18 protein-coding genes are annotated in these 23,401 nt (G+C 43.6%); 7 read left to right on the top strand and 11 right to left on the bottom strand.

The annotated features are described in order from the left end of the window. Nucleotides 1–214: 214 nt before the first annotated feature. Both GK108_RS10370 and GK108_RS10365 read right to left on the bottom strand, forming a co-directional pair. Nucleotides 215–1,339 (bottom strand): acyltransferase family protein, encoded by a 1,125-nt coding sequence (locus tag GK108_RS10370; protein ID WP_163946867.1) that lies wholly within the window; start codon nt 1,337–1,339, stop codon nt 215–217. Nucleotides 1,340–2,234: 895 nt separating this feature from the next. Next, on the bottom strand, nt 2,235–3,917 hold the full coding sequence (locus tag GK108_RS10365; RefSeq protein WP_163946865.1) for a glycosyl hydrolase family 28-related protein: 1,683 nt from the start codon (nt 3,915–3,917) through the stop codon (nt 2,235–2,237). A 277-nt stretch (nt 3,918–4,194) separates the two neighbouring features. On the opposite strand from GK108_RS10365, the gene GK108_RS10360 reads away from it, so the two are divergent. Then, entirely contained in the window at nt 4,195–5,454 is a 1,260-nt protein-coding gene (locus GK108_RS10360) for a T9SS type A sorting domain-containing protein (protein ID WP_163946863.1), read from the top strand. A gap of 96 nt (nt 5,455–5,550) precedes the next feature. Then, nucleotides 5,551–7,683, top strand: a complete 2,133-nt coding sequence (locus GK108_RS10355; RefSeq protein WP_163946860.1) for a glycosyl hydrolase family 28-related protein — start codon at nt 5,551–5,553, stop codon at nt 7,681–7,683. Nucleotides 7,684–8,044: 361 nt separating this feature from the next. Here the strand turns inward: GK108_RS10355 and GK108_RS10350 are convergent, their stop codons facing one another. Further along, nucleotides 8,045–10,354 carry a right-handed parallel beta-helix repeat-containing protein gene (locus tag GK108_RS10350; RefSeq protein WP_163946859.1) on the bottom strand — a complete coding sequence of 770 codons (2,310 nt, stop codon included), beginning with the start codon at nt 10,352–10,354 and terminating at the stop codon, nt 8,045–8,047. A 162-nt stretch (nt 10,355–10,516) separates the two neighbouring features. Further along, the gene (locus GK108_RS10345) at nt 10,517–11,911 is read right to left on the bottom strand and encodes an autotransporter outer membrane beta-barrel domain-containing protein (protein WP_163946856.1); all 1,395 of its coding nucleotides are present in this window, start codon (nt 11,909–11,911) and stop codon (nt 10,517–10,519) included. A gap of 242 nt (nt 11,912–12,153) precedes the next feature. On the opposite strand from GK108_RS10345, the gene GK108_RS10340 reads away from it, so the two are divergent. After that, the gene (locus GK108_RS10340) at nt 12,154–12,339 is read left to right on the top strand and encodes a hypothetical protein (RefSeq protein ID WP_163946853.1); all 186 of its coding nucleotides are present in this window, start codon (nt 12,154–12,156) and stop codon (nt 12,337–12,339) included. A gap of 121 nt (nt 12,340–12,460) precedes the next feature. Here the strand turns inward: GK108_RS10340 and GK108_RS10335 are convergent, their stop codons facing one another. From GK108_RS10335 to GK108_RS10315, 5 genes are all read right to left on the bottom strand, one after another. Then, a complete protein-coding gene (locus tag GK108_RS10335) occupies nt 12,461–15,799 on the bottom strand; it encodes a fibronectin type III domain-containing protein (protein WP_163946851.1) in 3,339 nt (1,112 codons plus the stop codon). Between the two features lie 699 nt (nt 15,800–16,498). Beyond that, nucleotides 16,499–16,807, bottom strand: a complete 309-nt coding sequence (locus tag GK108_RS10330; protein WP_163946849.1) for a hypothetical protein — start codon at nt 16,805–16,807, stop codon at nt 16,499–16,501. 50 nt (nt 16,808–16,857) lie between these two features. Then, complete coding sequence (locus GK108_RS10325) at nt 16,858–17,148, bottom strand: hypothetical protein (protein ID WP_163946847.1); 291 nt, start codon at nt 17,146–17,148, stop codon at nt 16,858–16,860. Beyond that, nucleotides 17,141–17,533, bottom strand: a complete 393-nt coding sequence (locus tag GK108_RS10320; protein ID WP_163946845.1) for a hypothetical protein — start codon at nt 17,531–17,533, stop codon at nt 17,141–17,143. Before GK108_RS10320 ends, GK108_RS10325 begins: the two co-directional genes overlap by 8 nt. An 83-nt stretch (nt 17,534–17,616) precedes the next feature. Then, the gene (locus GK108_RS10315; RefSeq protein ID WP_163946843.1) at nt 17,617–17,877 is read right to left on the bottom strand and encodes a helix-turn-helix domain-containing protein; all 261 of its coding nucleotides are present in this window, start codon (nt 17,875–17,877) and stop codon (nt 17,617–17,619) included. Between the two features lie 436 nt (nt 17,878–18,313). Here GK108_RS10315 and GK108_RS10310 point away from each other — a divergent pair, with 436 nt between their 5' ends. The 4 genes from GK108_RS10310 to GK108_RS10295 are packed head-to-tail and all read left to right on the top strand — an operon-like array spanning nt 18,314 to nt 19,920. Then, nucleotides 18,314–18,943 (top strand): hypothetical protein, encoded by a 630-nt coding sequence (locus GK108_RS10310; protein WP_163946841.1) that lies wholly within the window; start codon nt 18,314–18,316, stop codon nt 18,941–18,943. A 26-nt stretch (nt 18,944–18,969) separates the two neighbouring features. Next, nucleotides 18,970–19,260 (top strand): hypothetical protein, encoded by a 291-nt coding sequence (locus GK108_RS10305; RefSeq protein ID WP_163946838.1) that lies wholly within the window; start codon nt 18,970–18,972, stop codon nt 19,258–19,260. A gap of 23 nt (nt 19,261–19,283) precedes the next feature. After that, the gene (locus GK108_RS10300; protein WP_163946836.1) at nt 19,284–19,652 is read left to right on the top strand and encodes a hypothetical protein; all 369 of its coding nucleotides are present in this window, start codon (nt 19,284–19,286) and stop codon (nt 19,650–19,652) included. Continuing rightward, nucleotides 19,606–19,920 (top strand): PIN domain-containing protein, encoded by a 315-nt coding sequence (locus tag GK108_RS10295; RefSeq protein WP_163946834.1) that lies wholly within the window; start codon nt 19,606–19,608, stop codon nt 19,918–19,920. The genes GK108_RS10300 and GK108_RS10295 overlap by 47 nt, the downstream gene beginning before the upstream one ends. A gap of 496 nt (nt 19,921–20,416) precedes the next feature. On the opposite strand, the gene GK108_RS10290 is transcribed toward GK108_RS10295, so the two are convergent. Continuing rightward, nucleotides 20,417–20,791 (bottom strand): hypothetical protein, encoded by a 375-nt coding sequence (locus GK108_RS10290; RefSeq protein WP_163946831.1) that lies wholly within the window; start codon nt 20,789–20,791, stop codon nt 20,417–20,419. Between the two features lie 1,238 nt (nt 20,792–22,029). Continuing rightward, nucleotides 22,030–23,340, bottom strand: coding sequence for a hypothetical protein (locus GK108_RS10285; protein WP_163946828.1), 1,311 nt, complete (start codon nt 23,338–23,340; stop codon nt 22,030–22,032). Between the last annotated feature and the right edge of the window lie 61 nt (nt 23,341–23,401).

Genomic DNA, 23,401 nt, shown 5'->3' with positions numbered 1-23,401 from the left:
GTGGCTATTGGCTTATCGAGGAGTCAAGGCATAAGTGTACAGAAAATAGAGATATATTTTGAAAACTAACTTTTAAGCGGTTACAAAATCTGCTTTGCAGGTTGTAGCCTTGACAAGCACTTACTGTAGAATTGGTTGAGGATGCCTTTAAACGACTCCGCAAAGGCATCCTCGATTGGGTAACGATCCTTACTATTGCTTCCTTTATTTTGCTCTATTCCAGTAAAAGCTCTTGCTTCAAAGTCGGGGCTGCTTCCGTTACCGGGTTAGATACTTTGTTTTTCTGAAAGTATTTCTTTAAACCTAAACAGGGCTGTTCAACCAAATGCCAGGACAAAATAGCCAGCAAGAGGGACACACCGTAACTGATAGACAGCATTTTATAAAAAGAAATATGAGGATATAAAGCGATCAAGGATTGCTGGATAGGAAACCCATAAATATAAAGTCCATAGGAATAATCCGCCCCCTGACTGAACCGGCGTATAAGCCCCTTAGGAATAAAAGCCAAATACAGTACTATATACCCCTGAAATAACACATAGGGAACAATAAGCCAGCTTGTAAAATAAGCGCAAATACCAAGTATCCCTATCATACTGACAGCTATATACGTAGACATAGGAATTTTATGTCTAAGCAAGTAATAAGCGGCTCCACAGAAAAAATGGGTACCAAACCGTAAGAGCGGATTTACTACAATAACGGTTCCGCGATTAAGGTATGAGTACATATAATAAATGGCAAAAAATAAGAAAAGTCCCACAATAATGGCCGTCATAGCCCGCTGAAACGCTCTAAAGCTTTTAACGTAGCTAACTATACCAATAGCGAGCAACACACCATACATGTTTACCTCCCAAGGCAATGTCCATAGTGATCCGTTAACTATAGTCTTATACGGATTATGCTGAAAAACACCGGGCAACCCTCCTTCAACCCCTTGGAATATTACGATGTTTTTAACTAAATACTTGATTGTTTGCTTGTTAAGCAGATATTGCTCAATAGGCAATGTGGTAAAAATAAGGCCAACAAAAAACACACAGAATAATATGTTCACAATCAGGGCTGGATAAATCCGTAACCCTCTAGACCAGACAAATGCTGTTACGTCGTAATGAGTTTCTAAACTTCGCGTGATTAGAAAACCACTCGTTACAAAAAACAAATCAACCGCTAATGCACCCAGGTCAAACGCGTACTCAGTGATAGGTGCGGGAATGCCCATCAGTGGGTAGCAATGATTATAAATGACAAGACTGGCAGCCATGAAGCGTAATAGGTTGAAATTATTATTTCTGTCTATTACATACTCAGAGAGGAAAATTGATTTCATAGGTGGAATAAGATCAAAAGAGGAAAGGAGAACAACAATTTTAGTCACGAATTTAACTATATAAATTACTTTAATTAACTTTTATGGACCTGGATACGGTCAGATCAAGCCGATGAGCCCGAAAAAGCAGATAAAGCCAATCAAACTAATAATGTCATTCATAGGGAGGGGGAAACAAAGAAGTTCTAATAGCAAATTTTACAAGGCTGATACCCCATTGCTCGAGCCTCGCTTACACTAACCCGGCTGACTCCTGATTGACATCGGTTAAGGCCATGACATTCGTAACTATGATAGGCATAGGCACTTCGACTACCGCAGACCAAAACGGAAGCCACCGCTGGTGCTTTACGGGGATGCTTTTGGTATGTAGAGCGGGGTGCTGGGCGTTGGCTGGTAAAACTCGTAGTTGTAAACAGCCAAAGGCCAATAAGTAGGATCTGGATCAGGATTCGCATGGTAGTTAGCACTGGCATTCCGACCGATCCACGTATTCCTTATTATTATTGCTATTTATGTAGTAGCAGCCACCTCTGGGGCCGACATATAGCTGTTTACCATTGTGCTTTCGGCATTGTACCACAGCATCTATATCTTCGTCGCTGCTTCCACTATTACTACCGCCTGAACAGGCTATGATTGAGAGACTTACTAAAAAGAGGTAAAGGATTCTTTTCATAGAGAATTTGTAGAGAAAATTGGGCTAAAACTAGGGCTTATAGCAATTCCGAGCTACGGGAAAAATACGGTATTTTAACTGGGAGTTTACCCGTTTCAGTGTCTCCTCTATGAATAGAATCAGTAGGCGGAAGGTGAATCAGGTATATAAAAAAAGCCTCATCTTGATAGAATGAGGCTTGACTTTTTTGGTGTCACGTGATTAATTCTGCTAATATCAATAGCGTATCTTAATGGTTCCATCACTGGTACGGTACATATAACCAACGGGAACTCCACCTGTTGTTGCTGCGGCATTGTCAGCATAGGTGGGTAGAACAACTCTATCGTACAGGGAATCGCTACAACGTATGTTTCTAGCGCCACCTCCTGTTGGTGGCGACACCTGAGTTGATACCGTATAGAAACCTAGGGGACCAGGAATTGTAGTTTTACCTGTTGGTTGATTTTTTCTGTCTTCAACGGCGTATGTCACTGGGCCATTGAAATCTGTGAGATCACCTGTAGAGCGAATGGCACTCAGCATATATCCAAAGCTGTCATAATTACTCGATAGATAAATCGTTCGCAATACTTTCACTTGTGCGTTAACCCCCGTTATCGAAAAGGCAATCACAGGGCCTTTTTCGCCAATACTGATTCCCCGAGCCAGATTCTCAACATGGATAGATGAAATCGCGAAACCAGATACTCGATTAAGTTCAATCCCATATCCTAACGCATTTTTTCCTACTATAGAGATGTCTCGTAAAGCCTGGAGATCACCCCCGTTTGCATCAATCACTATACCTCGTGTATTAGCGTCTTCAGTGGTATCAAAAATGATTTCTCCTCGTGTAATCTTAAAGTTTTGAGGGCCATAGCCAGGATTTGATCCTGGTGGCTCAATTAAGATCCCAATATACCTGACACCCCCAATTAAGAAATGATCTAACCCTGCATGCTCATTGATTTCGGTAGAATAAACACCAATCAAGCCTGCCTTCCCTAACAGATGCAGACTTATGTTTTCTATTCCCGTTGAAAAGATGTTGATCTTACCTGGAGGAGAGAAATTTTTGTTACTTAATTCTACGAGAATTGAATCGGAATAGCTTGAAGTAGGTCTTATTTCAGAGACACGCGGCCCTTCTCCTAGTAATCTTATCTTGTTTGGTATTACAAGCCGTTGAGCTACGCTATAAACTCCTCTGGGTAAAAAAACTACCCCCGAATTTCCATGCCCCATATAGCCTACGCTTCTGGTTACCGTGTAATTAATCGCTGCATTCAAAGCTGCTATATCATTGGTAGTACCATCGCCTTTTGCCCCAAACCACTTTACGTTGACAACACCATCATAAACTCGTAAATACCGTCCTGCCCCCGAAGTAATACTTAATGACATAGCTCCATCAGGAGTAACTGTTGACGTTGAGTTATACCGAAACATACCTTCTCTGCCTTCATCAGCAATGTAAATAATGTCAGGAAGAGTCGCAGACAGGCTGGACACCTGACTAATTAGGTGAGCTGGGATTGATTGTCCATTTACTGCCGCTACCCGGGCACTTCCTGGATGATCAGTCGTTAGCCGCAACCATTTACTACCCTCCCAGTAATAATAGCCAGGTGTCACGTCATTCTGATTGGCTGTGTTATAGACCAGTAAGCCAGTGACTGGCTTGGTGATTGGGGAAGCAAGTGACGTTTTGCTTAATGCTACTTTAGGAGGAGCAATTCCTCGATACTCACTTCCTGTTGTATATGGACCGCCACTCACTTCCAGTGCCGCTGAACCATCGGGTGGTGCAGTCGGTAGGCCTACCCGAACTTGCGCTTGAAGTGAAGCTAAACCTAAAATTAAACTGGAGAAAAGAAGACAAACAAGTGGGCGTAACCTAATAATAATCCGGTGCATATGGCTAAACGGTTGACATGGACAACTAGATAAATTAGGGTAACTAGAGAGTATCGTAGCCAATTACCCAATACGATAAATATAGGCTTTAAGGGTATACTTTAAGTTACCATAAAATGTATTTAATTGAATGTTCGCATCATATGAACCTATATCGTGTAATTTGTATCATTATTTTACTAAACGGTAGATGTAATAATGTTGACAAATGGATACATTTGGCCACGTCTAACGGAATATGTCTTGTTAGTCCATCCCCATACCACTCCTGTCAACCATGCCCCTTTCTCCCTTATCCAGCAGCCTGTGGCTAGCCATTTTAACCTGCCAGTTTACTCTTGCCCAAACCGTGATCAGCAATGCCTCTCATTCGGCAGGCACATCAGATAATACGGGAACGAGCCTTCAATCAGGCACCGAGGTTTTACACTCCTCGCTTAAAGCTGGGGTACAATTTGAGGTCAATGGCAGTTACGAGCACGTGGGCCAGTTCTACGTAGCGGAGGATGGCCTCTGGAACCAGTCCAGTCAGCTTGGCTCACAAATCAAGGGTACTGATTACTTTGGCTATGCGCCTAGTCCGTTCGGTTCTGGCTTAGTCTACCAGGGGAAAGGCATCATGGGTGCTTCGGCTACCAATGGCGGACAGGGAGCAGGGCGGCCTGCCTTTGGACGAATCGAGCTGAACAGTACGGGCGAGTTCCCCCTGGCAGCAGGAATGTATATTGCTGGCACCATAGCCTTCAACCAACATGGGCCCGGACGTAGTAGCATTATTACCACTCCCAACTGTACACAATCAGCATCTCCAGAGCATGCAGTTGTTTTTGCTCCAACGGCTAGTGTGCTGGGAGCTAACAAACAAAATTACATTGATGGCTTCGCCAGTGTAGCAAGCATAAGCAGCCCTTTTCTCTTGCCAGTAGGCGATGCTACCGCTGGATTAGATGGCTATCATCCTCTCCTAATCAATTCCTCGCAAGAAGGTACGATTACCGCTCGCTACCTCTATAGCACGCCTTATCTAAATGATACCCGAAGTGAAGCGATTGAGTGGATTTCGCCAACAGGAAGTTGGTTACTCAGTGGACCGACTGGCACTAATTTGACAGTTTATGCACCTGAGATTACTAAACAGAACACTGAGACGGCTGAGCTGCAATTGGTGGGCTACAATGGCCGCCAGTGGGTTCCGTTAGCGGATCCTGTTTACTGGTCTACAGATGGGACTACTCAATTCAGTGCTAGTTTGATAGAAGGGGTCTCAGTCATTGGCATAGGGTTAGTCAAAACCGAGAAAGAATCCATTGGCTTGACACTGTGGCCCAATCCGACTAAAGCCTCATTGCAAGTATCGGTATCCTCCCGTCAGCCTATTGATCAATTACAGGTGTTCGATCTAAAAGGCAACCCACTACTTCATCCGGTGACAGCTACCCCTATGGTGAACACCTCCAGCTTGTTGCCAGGTACCTATGTACTAGAAGTGCAGACACAAGATGGCCAACGCCTTCGTCGGCGTTTTCTGAAGCAATAATATTTCCTTTTCCTCATTCTCATTCCTGCCCTAGCCAAATGGGCGTTGGCCTTACTATATCCATTTCCTATCATTTAACTATCCTTTTCCTTCTTTATGCAAACGCAATACATATGTTGGATACGCCAGCTAGTAAGCCTGGCGATACTAGTAGTCATGGGTTTAAGTGCCGTTTATGGCCAGGTTCGAGTGGGTTTACCTAGTGCTGCGCCTGAGAAGTCGGCCAGTTTGGAGATCAACAGTGGTCCTTACCCTTCGGGTAGTGAGTACCGAGGATTGTTGCCCCCTAAAGTAGCGCTGAAACAGAGTATAAGTGCAGCACCCATCACCCAGCCAGCTACGGGACTACTGATTTACAATACGGCTACGGCCAGCGATGTGACACCGGGTTACTATTACTGGGATGGTAGTAGATGGTTACGATTCGAAACCTCCAGCAAAGGCTCTGCTCGGGTAGCTGCCGCTGGTGGCGGACAAGCAGTACCGGCTTACCTGCTGAGTGAGATTCAAAGTCTAACTACTACAGCCGATCATATTCTATTAGTCGAGCCAGGTCGGGAGGGCTTGTTTCGCTACGTAAGTGGCGATACTTCTCCTAATGATAGTGCCATGGTACTAGTACCATCTAGTGGAAAGCGTTATAAGCGAGTATTCTCTGGGCCTATTGACGTCCGCTGGTTTGGCGCTAAAGGTGACAATGCAACTGATGATACCCAAGCCATTCAAGCAGCGGTTAATGCTGCCGCTACTGCTCAAGCAATTGTTTATTTTCCAATGGGAGTTTACAAAACAACTTCTCAAATTCTACTCAGACGCGATATACGCGGAATTGATATGGCCAATTCCTCATACATACGTCCTGTGGGAAGTGGTTATACTGCACTAATGACAGAAGAGAGTTTCGTTTGGGCTGTGTGTAAAATTCAAATATTTGGTGATCCTGACAATCGACCTGCGGTAAATGGTATTCAACTAAATAACCCACAGCGGTCAGTAATTAACTGGATTGGCGTATTTAATTTGGATGGATTTGGCATGAAAGTAGTTAATGGTTGGGACTGCACATATCTTACTATAACTACTGAGAATTGTGGGAACAGTAATAATTATGCCTTTAGTATTATAGGTGATAATGAGACTAGCAACATGACCCATGTATTAAGGTTGCAGGTTGAATTAGCTCATGAACGCGCAATCTTTTGCTCTGGTAATAACCTGAGTATTACTATCGATAATATCCATTCTGAAAAAGCCTATGCGACGAGCTCAGGCAATGTATGGGTATTGGGAGGGGGAAGCTGCACCTACAACAATGTTCGGTTAAATGCTCTCGATACAGATGGTTCCTCATCGTCTAATGCCATTTGTTTATTACAGGGTGCAGCAAATACCGGAAATGATTTCAGGGTAGAGGGGAATATAAAAGTAGTAGCTGACGCTAATGGCGGTGGTAGCCCAATAACATTAAATCAAACCTCGATTGCAGGTCAACTTGCCAGTACCGGCACAGGGCCGCTTTGGGTGAATAATTCATCGATTACCAAGGTCACTGGAGTTGCCGTAAAGACTAAATTTAACAATTGTGTGATTGGAACCGTTGAGACAGGATTTGCAGGAGCGTGGGAAAACCGGCAAATTTTTATCGATTCAGAAATTGGTTCGCTGACTTCAATAAGTGGGGAGTCAAAACTTGAATTAATCAATACGGTGGTTAACAATGCTAATGACTTGGGGAATGCTCGCACAAAATTATTTAACTCAAAAATCAGTGCCCCAAACGGTGTTGGAGTGAATTATAGGTCGCTTGAGCTATATGGCTCTGAGATAATTGGTAATGTAACGACAGACGTAGGCTATCTAGGCCTCTATAGTAATTCTAAGATAACAGGGAATTTAACTATTGGGACCAATCGACAAGTTATATTCGATTTATCTAGTACGCTCACCGGAACGTTAACCAACATGAGTTACCCTGAATCGGCTGCTTATTATGGCTCTTGGGAGGAAGGTAAGATCACCAGAAACCCCAAAACATTTGAAGTTTGGCAATATAATAACTCAAGTTGGCAGCCAATCAATACTTTTCTAAGTCAGCTTACAAAGGCTGGTTCTCCAACCACCGGAGATATCCCAAGTGGTTTTAGCCGGATCGTAGTTAATACGGCGGATAATACCATAAAGCTGTATACTAATCATGGAGGATCTCTATTTTCGGTATTGTTAAATTAGTTATGCATTACCCAAACCCGTGATGTGAGTTAAAGAGCGGGCATTTCAATACTCAACAGGCAATCGCCTAACTGACTTCCGGGAGTATTGGGCACTAATCACACAATACAATTCTACACATAGGAGATGAGTTGGAAAAGGATGAGTAGTCACCTTTTCCACTTATTCACAAATGCCATAAATCGACTCTGGGCAAAGGTTGCTTCGCCTTCTGGCTAGCCCTAAGCAGAAAATAAAAATGTTTTCTCAACCCTCACTTTTACCTCTTTCACCACTTTTATATAGCAACCCAAACCATCCTCTTCAAACAAAGAAGCCCGAATTGACTAATCCGGATTTCTGAAAAGAACAGGTAATTGACCTATTGTTTAATGAGCTTGATCGCTTTTTTCTCCTTACTTGTATTCACCTGCAACAAGAGTAAGCTAGGGTGATTACTCATTGGTAAGCTAATACGTTCCAGTTGAGAAGCTTGTTGTATATGTTGTTGGCCAACCTGCTTACCTTGCTGGTCAACTAAACGCAACTCAACAGTCTTGCCAGCAACTCCAGTGATTTCTATCTCAATGGAGAGTCCTTCAATTGGATTACCCAGTACCTTAACCTGTAAGCCTTCATTCTCTTCCGAAGCTCCTAATCTGGCGGGTGTGTTGCACAGGGCTAACCAATTGTAGCTGTAGGTAGCAACAGAGCTACCCTGCTGAGCGCTTAAGGTAATAACCGGATTGTCCGTATAAACCCGTAACGTAAAAGGACCATTAGCAAGCGTAGGGGTCATTTCATTAACAACAGAGAAACTAACTGGCTCGCCTGTCAAACCTATGTATTGAGGGGCAAAAGTTACACGGTGCTCTTGGGCCGTTATGGCTTGACAAGCCTCCTGGGTGATTCCATAAATACCAAAGGTTGTCGGCATCGGAGATACGTTACAAGCCTTTTGCCAGTCATAGGTAAACTGTGCAGTGTTTACTCCTTGCTGAGCAACGAGCCTAATCAGTGGATTATCCTTATAAAGACGCAGAGTAAAAGGGCCAGCCATTGTTGTTGTTGACATTTCATTAACAACTGAGAATGATATAGGATCGCTTGTCTGACCAAGGTATTTAGGCAAAAACTGAATGAAATATTCGCCATGATTGGCATCCGTAATCTGACAGGTCACTAGACTTACCGACGTAATGGCAAATGTGATCGGTGCATGCTCATAAGCGCCCATATCAATACGGCCTTGATTGATACGAGGTTTGCCCGCAAGATCTAAAAGCGAGACGGTTTCCGTTGTGCTACTGGGATCGCCCATATTGATCGCTGGACTACTGTCTCTAAGTTGATAGTCACCTGTACTGCTATCAACAAAGAGGGGGTCTTTGTCAATATTGCCAGTTCCACGATACCCACCCTGAATAGTTGAATAACTCACTATTAATTGTGCAATTTCACTCCCCTCATACAAGCGAGATTTAACTATAGGCCCATCAGGTGCGGTATTTTGCCACACCAAGCAATTGGTCAACGTGATTTCGTTTCTATTTTTTACAGGAGGGACGGTTGGCTCTAATTCAGCATAAAAAGCTCCGCCAGCTGTTGATGCCGAGTTACCAATAAAATTGCAGTTAATGAAGGAGGGTTTTGAACTTGCGTATTCTGACGTATTATAGATCGCTCCACCAAGGTTAGCGGAGTTATTTAGAAACACACAATTTTTAAAGGATGGCTGATTCGATTCCACATGAATGGCTCCTCCTATACCTGCTTTTACAGAATTATTAGCAAACCAACAATCTTCTATTGTATTGTTTCCTGAAACAAGGTCAAGTACCCCTCCTCGTAGGCTTGGGTAACCTGGAGCAGGGGTATGATTTACGAATTGACAGCGTCGAATAGTTAATGCATCCATGCCAGATCCAAATCGAGTAGATATTGCTCCGCCAAAACTATAGGCTCGATTCGAATCAAAAATGCAATCTTCAATCACAGAAGTAGAGCTTCCTCCTTGTGAATTAGTTGTGTAAGCGCCACCAACCCCCATTAAATTGCGAGCAAAGTAACAATGCTGAATAGTGATATTACAGTGAGCGCCATTCCTTGGAAGGACTATTATACCACCGCCACCAGTAAAGGAGCTAAACGATTGAAGATTGATAAATTGACAGTTAGTAACCTGAACATTATGAATACCTGCTGATACCTCAATACGGATGCCACCGCCCCCATCTTTATGGGTGGCCATATACGTATCCTGAAATGTTATTCCATCTATGTGTATAGTAGAACTAGCATCTCTGATATCGATTAAAATTTCAGCTTTGACAGAAGGGTTAGCTGCTATATAACCGGAAAAAATTGTTTGGTTCAGTTTGGTATCTCGCTGCGACAAAGCAGTTTCATTCCCCGCAAATCCTCCATAGAGTTGTACTCCTGAAGCCACACTGAACGAGGAAATTTGTCCGGTATTACTGATTGTTTGCGAATAGGTACCTTTTGCCAACCAGAACTGAATCCCTGCCGGAGTTTGTGTTGTTTTATGGGCTAGCTCCACTCCTGGAAGAGAGTTATTCCATGAGCTTCCAGATTTATTTCCAGAGCCATGCTCTGTGACATAGACTATCGATTGTGAAAAGGATGATGAAAATAGTAGAAGTGAGAGAATGAGTGTAAATAGATGCTTCATTATGGTGGATTAGCTATGAAGTATAATAGTAGACAGAATCATGTAATAATTAATGCCCCGTAAGCATTAAATAAGAAATTCAACGTCAAGCGGAGTTTTTGCATCAACCAGTAAGCCGGGTTTCGTATGAGACTTGGCTTACTGGTTGATGTGTTCACATGTCTATTTCCTCTCCAGTAGCTGTTTAACCAAACGTTTCAACTCATCGATCTCTGCCTGTTGCTTTTGGCTAATTGCTTGCTGTTGCCGCTTATCCTTCTCCAACTGAATGCTATACAGTGTCAACTCTTCGATCTTCTCCAATAACTTGGCATCCATCTTAGCCGCATCAATTCCTTGTTCAACTATCTCGGCTGCCGACGGCACTCCTGGTAGGTGTTGATGCTTCTGGATGTATTGATCCACTTCCGATAGCGAACGTAGCTTGTAGCCATTCATAAACACCTTATCCGACCAATCGGCTTCACTACGTACTGAGTAATGACCTGCTGAGGTTAGTACCAGTTTACCAGTGGCATCAACCGTGAGTAGTTTATCTGTTGTAGCCAGTTGAACCGGACTGTTGGCTGTCAGTCGGCTTAAGCGAACGCCGGATTCATTATCCATTCCACTGTTGACTTCTAAGCGAGCTGTTGGAGCTGAAGTACCAATACCGACGCTAGCTTGATTACCCAGGATAACGGCATCACTGATGGCTACGGTTGCGCCTGCACCAATGGCCGTAGCATTCGTTAGGTTCTGCGCAATAGCATCGGCTCCGGTACCAAGCAGCGTATTGCGCGAGCCACTGTCATGATTGCCGGTATTAAAACCAATATAGACGTTATCATCAGAATTGTTGCTGGCAGGGCCTGTTCCATTCCCTATATAGGTATTATGATTGCCGGTGACATTACCTCTACCAGATAGTATCCCAAAGAAGGTATTACCTTGACCTGTTGTATTGGTGAAGCCTGCCTGGAAGCCAACAAATGTATTGAAATCAGAAAGGGCATTATAACCCGCCTGAAAGCCAACATAGACATTCGACCCTCCCGTTACATTATTGTAGCCCGATTCATGGCCATGAAAGCTATTATTCGCTCCCGTTGTGTTTAAATAACCTGCCCTGAAGCCAACAAAATCATTGCGGGTCCCGGTGGTGTTTGTCCACCCCGCCTGAGCTCCTAAAAAGGAATTGTAATGCGCTTTATTATGAAGGCCAGTTTCTGCGCCATAAAAGGAATTATAGCCGCCACTCTCAGTGAGCAACCCTGCATCTGCTCCTATGAATGTATTAAAGTTACCACTAGTATTACCTTTACCAGCATAAAAGCCCATAAACGTATTATAGGCCCCAAGCGAGTTATTTAAACCTGCCTGATAGCCAACAAAAGCATTGTCATAACCACCTGCATTGTTTCTGCCTGCTTCCGGGCCGACAAACGTGTTAAACCCACCTGACTCCGCCGTATTGGCAGAGTTGACAATATAGCTTGTACTGGGAAGCCCCTGAGCTTTTAACTGGTAAGAAAATGAGAAAAGAGCTACACTCAATAAGTAGAAAGATTTGTTCATAGAAAAGGGGTAAACTGAATGACTGAGTCGAGAGTACTAAATAAGCCAGGAAGTTACTATTAATTGATCAAAAGAAAGTGTCCATGTCTTGTAGCCCATCGAAATAACGCCTTACAGAGCAAATGCTTAGTCTATTCTAACTAATAGCCGGAGCTAACCGGCAAAACAACCGTTTGTACCAATCCTTTGCCCAGCAATCCTGCTATCTATTTTCTTTGATTCATCAATTCATAATGACAAGGATGCTTCATAACCTAGCCGGGTATTCTATTCTGTTTACCATTGCTGTAGTTGCCCTTAGTCTGGTTATAGTGCTTATCAAATTACTGGCTAACGCGATTCTGCTGGTGGCAGGTGTAGTACTAGTGGTTTACGTCTGGAAGAAATACAGCACCAAATCCTATACGATTAACACCTTCAAGCTGTAATAAGCCTACAAAACAAATAAGGCAGATCAAACCAGACCTGCCTTCGTACTCAACATGGCTCTAGTTCGGCTGTCTTTCGGATACAATCAAGCTAGTTCTCTATGGTTGACATGCATACTTCCTAGGGCTTAAGCAGTAACTGGCTTCCGACTCCCCATCGTATGGACACCGGTTGATCATAGATGATACGGAGAGCATATGCTTGGTAGTAGCTTGGAAGACTAACTGCATGTTTCAGATGAAGTACATCCGTAGCAACCGGCTCACGATTACAAGACCAGGTGCTCGCTTCATTCCAACCACCATTTTTCACCGTATACATAACGGGGCAATAGGTTTTCGTTGAAAATGGATATAAGGTGGAATAGTCGGAAAACTCGGTTGCTGAACAGAGCACGCGAATTTGCCACTCATACTGCGTTGAACTGGCTAGCTTTGTTACCGTATACGTGTAATAACCCCGGCTTTCCATCGGGATGTTGCTAATGACCCGCCAGTTGGCCGATCCGACAATTCGCAAGCGAATTTCAGCCTGCGTTCCAACGACCCCGTAACTGTGAAACCAGTTTAGCGTGGCCGAACTATCCGTAGTTGATGCGCCTCCAATAGCACTGGGTGACGAGCAAGGCAGGGTCGCAAAGGTCGTTAGTGGCGAATAAGCGGAATACTGTCCACTCTGACAATTCGTTCGCAATTGCCATTCATAGGTTGTATTGGTTAACAGTCCAGCCAGAAGCAAATAACTTTTGTCGTAATTGGTCAGGGTTACCCAACTGCCGCCGACAGCTCGGTAACGGACATCATACGTAACACCTATACCCATTTGGTTCCAACTGAGCGTGGCCGTTGTTGGCGTTTTTTCATAAACACCTAAGGCATCCGGAATCCGACACTGAGTAGTAAAGTTGGTTCCTGTGACAAACGAGGAGCTCACCTCCGCCGAACAGGTGGTTCTAACCTGCCATTCATAGGTCGTTGCGTTCGATAGACCGGTGAGGTCATAAGAACCATTATTGGTAGTCCCCGTTAAACTACTGATGGTAGTCCAGGTGGGTGACCCTACCGGTTTATATCGAATCTCATACATGGTCCCTGCTTCATTCTCGATATACCAAAAAAAGCGAACCGACGACGAGGTGATATAACTGACATACACCGCTCCATCTTGTGGCGCATTGCAACGGGGGGTAAAGGTCGCTACAGGCGAAAAGTCTGATTTGGCACCTGCCGCACACCCATGACGAACACGCCATTCATAAGTGACATTGGTGGTCAGTCCAGTCAAGGAGAAGGTACCGTTACTTTGGCCTTCGATCGTACGCCAGTCGGCACTGCCTTGTGGACGGTATTGGACATCGTACGTACTACCGGGTTCTATACTGCCCGGTAAATAACAGGATACCACAGCAGCCGTAGCCGTTGTTCGGCTCGACAGACCAATGGGAACGGAACAGCTCGTCGAGAAGTAATGAGAAGTCGAAAAAGACGACTGATCCAAGGAAGAACATATACTTCGGACCTGCCACTCATAGGCTGTATTATTAGTTAGCCCCGTTAAGGAATAGCCACTAGTACTGATGCCTGCTATGTAGTTCCACTCAGTAGTCCCTACTGGTCGGTAACGCAGTTCATTGGTTCGGTTAACATCATAGAAATTCTGGGACCAGTAGACATAGGCGACTGAAGACCAGGCGTAGCTGACCTGTAAGGAATAAGGTACCTGGCAAGGTAACGAGGAAAACGATCCAACAGACGTAAAGTCGGAGCGTTCAGTGGGTGAGCAGACACTTTGGACCTGCCACTCATACATTATTGCTGGCGAAAGATTGGTTAACGAATACGGTGTTGTGGTCAAATTAGACACCGTTGTCCAATCTGGTGAGCCTGACTCTCGCCAGCGTAGGGTGTAGGTATGGCCAGCGATTGCAGGGCTCCAGTACAAATACGCTTTTTGGTACAACGGTGTTACGCTGGTATAGGAAGGGGGCAGACAAGGAATGGTAAAGCGAACTGTCTCCGAATAGGTATCACTTCCCGTCGCCCTCACCCGCCATTCGTAGGTAGTACCAGAGGTCAGATAGGACAGTGTCGTCGTCGTCGTTGTGAGTCCGTTGATGAGTATCCAGTTACTGCTTCCTTGTGCCCGCCATTGCACTTCGAAGCTTGACCCGGCAATGGCCCAGCTTAGTTGAGCGGTATTTCCCGACACATAGGTCGTTAAACCGGGAATGAGTACGGCCAGCGTTGAGCTAAGACTACCTGTTGTCGAATTGGATGGGCGTATTCGGTAGTAGTATTGGGTTCGGGCCTGCGTTTTGGTATCAATAAATGTGGTTTCGTTGGGGGCTACCCCACCAATAGGCACGAAGCCATCGGTCGGCGATGTGGATCGCTCGATGAAATAGCCCATTTCATTGTCTGCATTGTCCTGCCATCGCACGGTCACGGCATTTCCATTCAGGGTATATGCCAGGGCACTGGCAGGACTAACATTGGTCGGCGGAGCGTTCAGACTATAGCTAGTGTGCTGCTGTCTTAACGCTAAACCGGCTTGCATTCGATCATACTGGCCGGGGGTGAAATCATGCGTGCAGGGGAAATAATAGGACATGATATTGGTTACCGAAGGCGCATAGGTCTGGCCATTGGCATCTCTGGCTGTGCTTGATAGATCATACTGAACACAACCATTGGGATAGATATAATTGGTTCCAGGCTTGAGATAAGGATCCGCTGGTGTGTCACATATATAGTCACCAGCATAGGAACAGTTAGCCCCAGCTCCTCTGGTCACTAGCTCCGTTGAAGGATCTGTTCCATTGTTGGGCCCAAATGTGTGAATCAGGTTAAAACTATGCCCTAGTTCGTGGGGTATTAGCCGATTCCCCAGGTCCTCAACCGATTCGATGGCAGGAGCCGTGGTAATAAATGAGCGTGTCGAATAGAGCCCGTCGGCAGGATAGTAGGCAAAGCCTCCCAGGCCTGAATTAGTAAATCGATTGACATAATATTGATTCATAGCATTGGGCGCATCCCGTCCATCGATGGAGGAGTCTTCAGGGTAGGGAAATCCGTTGAATAGCTGATCGTTATCAATGTAGTCGGGCGCTGTACCAGCAAAATAAAACTGAATACCGTAGCCATTATATAGATAATAGCTGTTGGTTATAGCCATAACCTGGTTCAGATTGGCCAAACTGAAGCCATCTGATCCATCACTTTTGCGGAGGATATGAGGCCGTATCGGCACATAAGTAATCGCGGTAAAAGCGGCGCCTGATGCGCGCTTTTTCTCTAATGCCAGATTCGCTTGTTGAACCAGTTCCTGGGCCAGTCTAGCGGGAATAGGGGCGATACCACATTGACCCAACGGGAGCGAATCGATACGTTGAGCCATTAAATGATTGAGAGAGAGGAGACTAAAAAAGAGGCAACAAATCCAGATAAAGGTATTTCTCATTGAGTTACGGAGGATAACAACGTATCGCTAAAAGTGTCGAAAAATACGACTCAGTTTCGTATTTTAGCCAAGTAATTAGTCGGTTTCGTATTATTTATTTTTAGGGTAACCAGCCTGTAAAATGCGTTAATAGGATGCTTGACTTATCCAATTATTGCCCTTTGTGTGAACCCGATGGTTACTCGCATCCATACGGGGATTTATTGGAGAAAATACACCAGCCGATTATAGCTATAGGCTTGCTGAGGGGCTAGTTGTACTAACAGGACAGCCCGTTTATGATGCAATTCATGGCAACAGCGTGTGATCCGCCCCGTCCAGACTTCAGAACCAGACAGTTATCAAAGGCTACATGAGCGAGACAGGTCGAGTGACGGGTCCTCATTTGCATTTTAGGGTAGGCTGGCAGGGAGCTTGTATCAATCCGGGTTACCTGTTAGTTGACCCATCTGACTTGGCAGCCGTACAGTAAGCTCAGACAGAGTGAGTACTTGATTAGTGTATTACATCCCTCTAATTGACAACCGTCTGTATATTTCTCCACTTAATCTGACAACGAACTGTCAATTTTTAACCAGATTAAACAATAGCCAGACAATTTCAATAAAAGCTGCTGGTAATGGTGCCAAGGTGCAAAAAAATGCTAGCGACTGATAGTTAGTTTTTAGCCGCTAGCATTTTCAAACAGAATAAATAATCTTAGCTAATTAGCTCAGCCTTTTTCTGTTTTGGCCGGTGAAGTAAGGCGTCCGATCCATTAGGCATCTGGATCGTAAAATACTCGTTTAGCTTCTTGGCTATGTGTATATCTAGTTGATGCAGTACGTGCGACAATTGATCAATAACCTGATCTCGGTGTTCAGAAACGGCATCGTTTTGATCGCCCGGACCGAATTTAAATTCAGTTTCGTTGATTTGATTTTCGATCTCGTCTCTCAGAGCTATCTGGTCAGACAAGGGTAATTGGCTAATTGCGTTATGATTGATAACTGCTGTGTAAGTCTTCATCGGAATTGGTCAGTTAACTGGTTAGGTGTTGTGTTTTAGAAAAAGGAATATTAACTCTGGCAATAGCCGCTTTCGACAATTGATCGCCAGTGATTTAGTCTTTCCCATTTGTCTTTAAGCTTCACCAGGAAGTTGACCAATCCCAAGGTGACGAAAGCTACATCCTCACCATTTTCCTGTGTCCGCTCTGGAAACTCATTGGATAGCCAGACTTGAAACAAGTCGTTAAGAATCTCAACCCGGTTCTCGACACAATCCATTCCGTGGAAATCTCTTAGCAGCTTAGTCAGCTCCTGCTGGGCTTCCTGCAACTGGTTTATAGCCGTTTGCTGATTAGCCATTATTCGTCCCTCCTTCCTTCGTCTGGTTAAAGAAGTACTCCCATTCTGCTGACTTTTCATGCAGCTCAGCCAAAAATTGAACGAGCTGTAAAGCCGTGTGTAACTGGGTCTTATTAGCAGGCATTTTCAGATCGGTATCAAGGCTAGTTAGCCAACGGAACAGGAGGTCATTGACACTGTCGATAACGGCTGAGGTACGATAGGCAACCATGAAGTCCTGAATCAATTCCATCGTTTCGGCTTGAACCAGAAACAGATCCGTATTTACAGTGATGGATTTGTCCCTAACCTTAGCAATTGCTTCAGCGCTAAATGGAAACTGAATGGGCGGGGTTGATGGGTTTGCACAGTTATCTTGTGCAGAGTACTTTTGCTCTGTGTTCATAGGATTTAAAGGTCTTGTGTTCATTGAGCCCTATCGCTGGTTTTCCAAGGACGTAGCGTTAGGGCTTTTATATTATCTCTCATCTACTTTTTCGCCAGTGCATCGATATCATTAAGTGAATAACTCTGTCCAGACAACTCATTAATTGCTGCTAACAGGCTATAAACTAAATCGAGACGTGGCGAATTTTTCCCCGATAAAATTCGGGTGACACTAGGGCGTTCCAAGCCAATTTTCATGGCGATAGCATCATGGGTGATTGCTAAGCTGTTTGCAAGGGTAGCTATGTTCTTACAAACCTGTTGAGCTTGTTCTTTCGAGAGTTGAGCATATTGCTCTTTCATGTATAGCTGAAGTTTTACCGTGCTGTCTCCACGTTTAGTGTTAAAACTTATACAAAGGTTGTAATAAATTTGTTACGTAATAAATTTATTACAATTAATATATTATTCGGTCCCAAGAAAGGTCAAATTCTCAACAACAGATTTTATAAGTTGGCTCAGTAGTGTACCCGGCAGAACCGACAAAAGGGGTTCTGCCGGTAAGTGACTATTGATTTTAGCATGATTATACCACAGATTAATCCAAAAGAAGGAGTCGTTCAAATATTGGCCAATACTGGTTCTTGAAATATTGATCAAACTTGTACAGTTGCTGATAATCAGTTGCTAAAAAGCAATTTATTATTGAAATCCGCACGGTAATATTTGAGTGTAAAATTCTATAGCTTAAAGTTTTTGTGCTATTTTTTTGGTCAGTATTCACTAACCAATTACTAATATGATCAATCTAAAGGATTATTGTAGTCCGCCCTCGCCAGACTCAATTATGCGCAGTCTAATGTATGCTAAGTCAACATTGATTAACCTCAAGGGCAGAGGTAAGCAGTATGATCCACTAATTGATGAAATAATAGCTATTGAGTCGGATGTTAGGATACCTACATATAAATATCTCATGGCTAAGCTTAAAATTAACCGAGAGCAGTTAGGAGAAATTATTAATGAGCTAAACAAAGACTTTATCTATGCATTGTATGATGAAAATTTTATAATACGATTCTCCCAAGAATATGTATTGCACGTAAGAGGGCAGAGAGATTCGGCTTGGTTTAAATGCCATTTACCAATTGTTCCACGAATTGGAGAAACCATTGACATACCTTTCTTAAAGGCTTACATAGGGGGAGGGTCTAAATTTACCATCAAGGATATTCGGCATAGGCTAGAGGATAAAATTATGAGAACCGAGGTTTCGCTCGGTTATGATGATGAATGGGAGATTGATCAACTGCGAGATCGTGCCATAAGGGAAGGCAAGTTAGATTCATGGCGATCAATTGGAATGTCTAAGTGTAAACTGGCAAAGATGCTGCTAAAGCTCTATCCAGATATGGTTACTGAGAAATAGTATTACCAATTTAACCTATTATTTATATGGAAACTTACGATTCAAATTTAGAAAACGAGTATACTGTCCAATTCTGGCGGAAGCGATTTGAAGAGCTAAAGCCCCAGCTTAATCGAAATTGGCATGGCCAGCTAGCGGCCTTCGATCCCTCATTTGACAGCCTGAAAGGGGCCAACGAAATGAGGTCTGTTAGCCATAAGAAAGGTAGTCTTGTGGTGACACAAAATGTCGTCAATCAACTAGAAAAGATGCTTTCTAAGAAGCCTCAGAGAAAGCATAGAAATAAAACGCTCTTGGAAAGAATATCAATGTACTAATAGACGAAATAACGGATAGAGCAATGGAAGAAGGATTTCAGGAAAACCTAGAGCACAATGAATATAGTGTTCAATTCTGGCGAAAAAAATTCGAGGAATTAAAGCCCCAACTCCAAAAGAACTGGCACGGGCAATTGGTCGCCTTCGATCCATCTTTTGACAGTTTAAAAGGAGCCAATGAAATGCGGTCGGTGAGCCATAAAAAGGGCAGTTTAATGGTAACGCAGAAAGTTGTCAGTCAACTAGAAAGAATGCTTTCGAAAAAGAGGAAAAGCAACAGGAGAGAGAAGAGTCTGATTGAAAGGATAAATATGTATAAACCTAAAGCACTAAGAGACCTTGAAAATGAGCGCAAACAACTTAACGAAAGAGGGCTTTCTAAAAACAGATGATTACAATGAGTATACTGTCGGATACTGGCGTAAACGTTTTACCGAACTTCGTCCGCAGCTAAAGCGCAACTGGCATAGTCAACTGGCTGAATTTGAGCCAGCCTTGGATAGTTTAAAAGGCGCAAATGAAATGAGAGCTGTTAGTCATGGAAAAGCTAGCTTGGTAGTAACGCAGCGAATTGTTAACGAATTAGAGAAAATGCTCTCAAAAAAGCCTGGCAGAAGACGTATCAACAGAACACCGTTAGAGCGGCTTAATTTACGGTAACAGCAACCTTTTAGCCTCAGCTGTCTTTGTTAAAATAATGAAATGGCTATTCCCGGATCGGGAATGCCACCTCCAAAAAGTTGCTAAAAAGCAACTATTCCCTCCTCCGATTTTCAATAGCCACTATATATTATCTGTGAATCGATATTAAGGTCGAACTGTATATCCATGTCTAAACTGCTGCTTTCAGTAAGACAACATGAGTATATCTCCGGCAAAATACAGCCGTAACAAATGAAGAACTGTTGTTATTTATTCACTGAATAAAACGAATAAAAGTGAATAATATTCAGCAGTATTCAATTCTATTCAGTGAATAAAGTGGGCGAAATCTTATGATAATTATTTGTTTATCAGAACTTTAAGATGCAATTCATTTTATTCACTGTGAATAAAAGCAAGCGCAGTATAAAACCGAAATTATTCAGAGTGAATAAACAAAAAGCCCAGCTTACGCCGGGCTTATGGGTATAGGTGGTGGGAACGTTATTCCGCATTATTGCATGGCTACCACACGGCTATTCTGCTGAACAGCTTGAGTCGATAGATTCAATTCTTTCTTGATACTAGTACCGCCTGATTTTACTTCCAACTCATACTTGCCATCGGTCAGCTCATCGACATTTAGCTTCAGAGCGGCTTTTTCATCTTTGCGGTTCAGGCTCTGACGGAAGATCACCAAATTATTAGCGTTGCGTAAGACGATCTCAGCGGGTGCATCCGCTCCTTTCACCACTGATACCCGTACCTGGTTATCGAGAGTTACGAAAGCGCTAGCATCAAAAGCGTTTGCTTTAGGTGTGGTTGGGTTAGTTAATGAAGAAGCACTGATCAGAGCGGAAAGGGCGAGGTTGGAAATGAAGGTTAACATGGTCGTATTTGCGTTTAGTGTTGTTCTGGTGTTGTTTATCTGTTCGTTGTTTACTGTATGCCAAAGGTTATGCCAACTAGAGCCATCTATTGATTTACACTTATTTAACTATTGTAGCTTACTGGCTAACTGTCCGCTGGTGGACAACCTGTGTTCATCTACGGACAAATGTATAGGGCGGTAGAAGACAGCAAAAGAAGGAATGGATGAGCAGTAGAAAACAGCGATGGATACCGGATTTTGCAGTATAAATGGTTGATAGCACTTAAAGCGTTTTTTCTGGTAACACCTGTGAACTTTTGACACTCTGACACTCTTTACAAGCAAATGACTGATAACCATAGGCTTGCTTGCTAAAAACCGTGTCAAGCAGAATGTCAGTGTGTCAATGAGTGATAATTCATTTTCAAGTGATTTACTACTGACCTTTTGACATTCTGACACTCTTGAGCAGTTTGTCAAAATATCAAGAAGGTCAGAGTATCAGAATGTCAGAGGGTATTTATGATAAAATACGATCATAGGTCTATGAGGCTTGACACTCTGACACTTTGCCTGACACGCTTTATTATCTATACATATCTGACTATCAGTTAAATATACCAGAGAATGTCAGAGTGTCAAAAGGCCAGTGGATAAGCCACAAATTTGTAGTTAGCTCTGTATGGTTAGGGAAGCATGTAGCCTAACCTGCTGAAAATCACCGAACCGGGAAAATCCCGTTTCGCCATAACTAACTGATAGTCTGAGAATCATGCATAGTGCAGAATTGCTGTAATAGGCTGGTTTCTAGCCTCCACAAATTTGGGGAGACCTCAGATAACCATCATCTTTAGGAGTAGGCAGAAGGACAAAGACGCAGCTTGTTGATTCACTAAACCAACTCAAATCTCAGGCCGTTGATGTAGCCCTTTCAATAGTTGAAACAATCGCATTCTCAATGATAGCTTCCTTCCGTATAAACCGTGGCAAAGAAATGTCAACAACTCGATAAACGAGCGTGCTAATTACAGCGATGCAATAGGCGGATTATGATAAACAGAGGTCCGGTAAAATTAACCGATGGATGCAGTATAGGCTCATCTGATTGTTATAATTAGCAATATTTAGTAGTACCACCGTTACCCAATCAACTTTATCGATTGGTGAAGGCTTATTAGCTATTGATAGAAACCAAAAGCACGGCTCAACGTTGAGCCGTGCTTTTAAGTCCGATAATGACGAAGGTTTTGAAGATTCTATTGCGCTGAATACTCATAGCGCTCCGTTAGAGTCGCACAGGCAGTTGTCAGCGACGCACTCACATAACCATAACCCCCTCCCGGATTTATTTGAACAAGGGCTGAGTTATAGGCTCCATTTGTCGAAATTATTTGACCATAATAAGGAGGAGTATACCATTGTAGATTATAGCCATCTGTGTAAGGCCCTACTGCATAAACGGTGACCTGGCTACCCCGAGTTGGGTTTTGAGGACCGGTTACCACAAAATCAGGAGTACCTAATTTATTTATATTGATCTCAAGCATATCAGGAGCATACTTTAGATCGCCGTTGCAATTGGTAACTGGGCGTACGTAAATCAGCCGTTTCCCCTGGATATCTGAGTCGGAAACATGAAAAACATTCCCATTGGCTACTGCCTGAATCGGGGAGGCCAGCGGCAGACCGGACCGTTGTGGATTATCCCAAATCTCCAATTCAAAACCTGATGGATTGTCCCCATAACCCAGTACCCGGATATCTAATCCAGAGCCCGAATTATAGCACACATAAGGAGTTGTCACTGCACGAGGATACCCGCAGGGCGTACTTTGATTACAACTACAGGAATGAACCGATCGAGCTAAACCAATGACAGCACCGGCAACAGCACCATAAAGGGTACCCATCGGACCAGCAGCAGAACCTAACCCAGCAGCAAACCCAATATAATTGACTACGTTAGCGGAAGCACATTCACTGAGTTCCTGTAAACAGCCTCCATCTATGGCAATGCGTGCGCCAGGTTGACTATCTACCCGAGGCATCGATTCAAGAATGGCCTTAGTGCTATATTTCATGACTGCTCCAATAACCAGTAAGTTGGTTTTAGTAGCCTGATCCAGATCTGTTCGACTTCTAATCTGATCCTGTTTAGCTGTAAACCATTTGTTTTCTTCGTCCCAGGACGTAGTACTTATAGCACTAAAGTGCTTCGATACATCACCTAAATAGGTTCTCAGGTTTAACGCAGCCGAGGCATTTATACGGGCTGATCTCGACAGGCTAGCCAAAAACACATCAGCACTCTGAACGCCACTTGTCTCCAGGCTATCCAATGCCTTTCGCATGAGCGTAGCTTGCTGAGGAGAGAAGTAGGCCAATGGATCGAGATTGTCCATATGGAGTTTCATGTGTGTGTAAGCCATTTTGCCAATTTGCTCTTCTAAAGAGGCCGAAGAACTTATGGCTTCTGTCGCAGAGTCCGGTGCCTGGACTGTTATTAAAGTAGAGCGTTCACAGGCTAAAACACACCAAAGGGCCAGGAAAATAAACAGCTTTTTCATGTGAATAAAAGTTTTAGTAACATCTATGAAGTGCTTGATGCTGTGGAAAGTAAGGTCAATT

It is taken from the genome of Spirosoma terrae, from assembly GCF_010435915.1.
Classification (GTDB): domain Bacteria; phylum Bacteroidota; class Bacteroidia; order Cytophagales; family Spirosomataceae; genus Spirosoma; species Spirosoma terrae.
Note: the sequence above shows the minus strand (reverse complement) of the source record. Positions and strands in the feature narration are given on the sequence as shown.